1 protein-coding gene and 4 pseudogenes are annotated in these 3200 nt (G+C 68.1%); 3 read left to right on the top strand and 2 right to left on the bottom strand.

Translation table 11 applies throughout. The features are described 5' to 3' along the window. Together AC1D1G_RS43515 and AC1D1G_RS43510 are read left to right on the top strand one after the other, a co-directional pair. Positions 1–872, top strand: a pseudogene (locus tag AC1D1G_RS43515) (hypothetical protein); the annotation flags it as partial. 83 nt (positions 873–955) lie between these two features. Next, positions 956–1225: a hypothetical protein gene (locus AC1D1G_RS43510; RefSeq protein ID WP_477956742.1), complete on the top strand. Its 270-nt coding sequence runs from the start codon at positions 956–958 to the stop codon at positions 1223–1225. Between the two features lie 463 nt (positions 1226–1688). On the opposite strand, the pseudogene AC1D1G_RS43505 reads toward AC1D1G_RS43510, so the two are convergent. After that, positions 1689–2117 (bottom strand): annotated as a pseudogene (locus AC1D1G_RS43505) (DUF4383 domain-containing protein); the annotation flags it as partial. Between the two features lie 354 nt (positions 2118–2471). Further along, a pseudogene (locus tag AC1D1G_RS43500) lies at positions 2472–2909 on the bottom strand (ferritin-like domain-containing protein); the annotation flags it as partial. Here AC1D1G_RS43500 and AC1D1G_RS43495 point away from each other — a divergent pair. After that, positions 2872–3200: pseudogene (locus tag AC1D1G_RS43495) on the top strand (arylsulfatase); the annotation flags it as partial. The pseudogenes AC1D1G_RS43500 and AC1D1G_RS43495 overlap by 38 nt on opposite strands.

Below are 3200 nucleotides of genomic sequence, written 5' to 3'. Positions count from 1 at the left end.
GTTCGGCGCACAACGCGCTCGTGGCGGTGATGACGGGGAACTACGGTCTCAGCTCGGTGGAGGTCGACCAGAGCGGCACCGTCAGCATTTCTCTGGGCACCGTCATCGAGAATGTGAAGGCCGCGCTGACCGAGCGTGGTTTCGCGTTCGCCGACAAGATCCCCGCGGTCGACAAGCAATTCGTGCTGTTCCAGTCCCCCGAACTGGTGAAGGCGCAGCGCGCCGTCAATGCCCTCGACAAGGCGTCGGCGATCCTGCCGTGGCTGGGAATCGCCTGCGCCGCCGCCGCGGTCGCCGTCGCCCCCACCGGCCGACGGCTGCGCGCGCTCTCCCTCGCCGGCCTGTCCATCGCCCTGGGAATGCTCGTCCTCGCGATCGGGATTCTCGTCGGACGCGCCATCTACCTCGACAGCGTCCCACCTGACATCCTGTCGCCCGACGCGGCGGCAGCGGTCATCGACACCGTCCTGGTACCGCTGCGGACGAGTCTGCGTGCGGTCGCGGTCCTCGGTCTGGTGATCGCGATCGGCGCCTTCCTCGTCGGCGGCTCGTCGTCCGCGACCGCCGTCCGTCGTGGGTTCGGGCAGGCACTGGACTTCGCCCGCAAGTCCGGCGCAGGCCGACCGCCGAACGAGGTGGAACGGTGGGCCAACCAGCTTCGGGTTCCGCTGCGCTGCGCCGTCATCGGCGTCGCGGCTCTGCTGCTGATGTTCTGGCGCTATCCCACCGGACTGGTCGTGTTGTGGATCGTGTTCATCGCCCTACTCGCGCTCGCGGCACTCGAACTGCTCATCCGCCCGGCCCGCACGGCCACCGCGCAGGACGATGGGACGAAGGAGGACTCGGGATCTACGCCGGTGTCTTCGTCGTGAGCGCCTGGAACTCGGCGTCGGTGATCGTCCCGTGGGTTCGCGCAGGTACCGCGATCGGATCGGGTTGGACAAGAATCTTAAGGGTGGAGGAGCTTGCTGTACTCGCGTCGGTGCTCGGGGAGATCAACCGCCGCCTCGCCGAACTGAGGTGTGAGGGCGGGGAGCTGTCGGATGGTGATGATGCTCGCCGCCAGATCCTGGTGCGGGACCGCAGTCGCACCATCTTGTACCGCACGGCCGTGCGGACCGGACACATCGATCCGATCTCGCATCGCAGATACCGCACCCTGATCGCCGAGTACACACCCGACGGCCGGGCTCGGCCAGGAATGGCGTGCGACGACGAATCCTGAACAAGGAACCCGGATTAGACGAACACCGCATGAGCAGCAAGCACTTCCGTCGCAGATTCTTGCGTCGAGGATGCGAAACACACGCGCGTGTTGACCCCGCCAAGCGACACCGACGTCAGCGGTTCCAGAGTTGGAGGAGTCGGCCTGCAGGCTGGGGGAGAGGATTCGGTGGTCGGTTCTCAGTCGTGGGTTGGGATCGGCGCCGTGGGCGCTGATGCTGGGATACCTGGCTGCTGCCGTTCGATCTCGTGCCCGACTTCATTCCGGTCGACAATCCTGTCGCGGGGACACCGGCCTCGCGCTCGTCCCGATGGCGCCGGACGCCCACTGGCTGCTCGCTTCGCCGAAATAGCTCTCGCCCTGCTGCTCTTCTCAGGTTTTTCGGTGGTCGGGCCGCGGTCCGCGCCACCGCGGCAGGGGTGGGGTCGTGGGGAGTCAGCGCACCGTACCGGGTGTCGTCCCGGGGGGCGGTGTCGGTGGTGGTGGTGCGGCGGCCGAGGAGCAGACCGAGGGCGATCATGGCGGCTCCGAGGGCGAAGTGCAGCCAGTTGTCGGCGGTGTTGACCGGAACGAAGTTGGCGGCGCTGTCCATGTCGATGAGCAGTCCGTAGAGCCAGAGCACCAGGTAGATGAGGCCGCCGCCGACGAGGAACGCTTTCGCTGTGGCCGCGGTCCTCGCCAGGATCAGACCGGCGATCCCGAACAAGAGGTGGACGATGTTGTGCAGGATGGAGACCTCGAAGATTCCGAGGAGTTTGGCGCCCGAATGGTGGCCGGCGAAGGTGAGCATGTCGTAGTCGGTGGTGATGCCGGGTATGAAGCCGAGGATCCCGACGAGCAGGAACACCGCACCGATGACCAGGGCCGCGAGCTGGATCGGGGTGCGGGTCATCGTGGTGGGGGTGGAACGCTGAGTCATCGCAGATCAACCTTTCTCGTAGTGCACGGTAAACGGGGGCGGAGCCGCCCGCGGCCGGAGCGGGAGGGGTTCGCTGTCACCGTCTCGGACCGCGAGCGACGAACACCGCCGACCGGGGCCGGTGCGTTCGGGGATGTGGATACCGTTGCGCGCCCGTTGATCCGGGTACCCGAAGGCGGGCACTGCTACGCGGTACGTGATATGAGCTGTGGGCAGGTCCACGAAGCCGTTCATCGGTTTCGGGGCCATGCCCACCACAACTGACGGGCTACGCCTCGCAGCTGTGGGCGAGAACCGTGTGCGGGGGACTCCGCTGGGTGATCGCCTCTACTCGAGGCCGACCACCTCGTGCGCGATGGTGGCCAGTCGGGTCTGGGCGGCGGAGACGATGCCGTGCCGGTTCTTGTGTGCCTCCTCGTACGCGACGATTACCCGCACGTCGCCCGGTTCGGTGAGCTCTTTCACCGCGGCGACCGCCTGGGTGACGTTGAGTTGGTCGTAGTCGTCGATGGACAGCTCCTCAGGTTCGAGGACACCGGCGGCGTCGCGGGATGCGGTCAGGGTCTTGACCGCGACGTCCCCGGCCCGGGCGCCGCGGTTGAGGAGCTGGTTCAGGGCGGGTGGGGTGGTGCGGACGGTGTCGAGGGCGCGGTTCAGGCCGCGCGCGGACCAGGTGACGGGGGTGTTGACCAGTCGCACCGTGGCGCCGGCGGCGGCCTGCAACGGGGTGCGGCGCAGCTTCGACGCGGCCACCATCCCGACGGCCAAGCACACCCAGTTCTACTCCATGCTCGGCACCCGCGGCATCTGGCACGACGGCTGGCAGGCCGTCACCACCCACCCGGCGATCAGCGGCTGGGCCCGGTTCCCCGACGACACCTGGGAGCTCTACCACACGGACATCGACCGCGCCGAGCTGCACGACCTCGCCGCCGACGAGCCCGGGCGGCTGGCCGAGCTGGTCGGGCTGTGGTTCCACGAGGCCGGCGCCAACCAGGCGTTCCCCCTCGACGACCGCTCCGCGGTCGAGATCCTCACCACCGCGCGCCCCCAGCT

It is taken from the genome of Rhodococcus sp. P3_B8 (assembly GCF_056402775.1).
The sequence above is the reverse complement of the archived record's forward strand: the minus strand, read 5'-3'. Positions and strand labels throughout refer to the sequence as shown.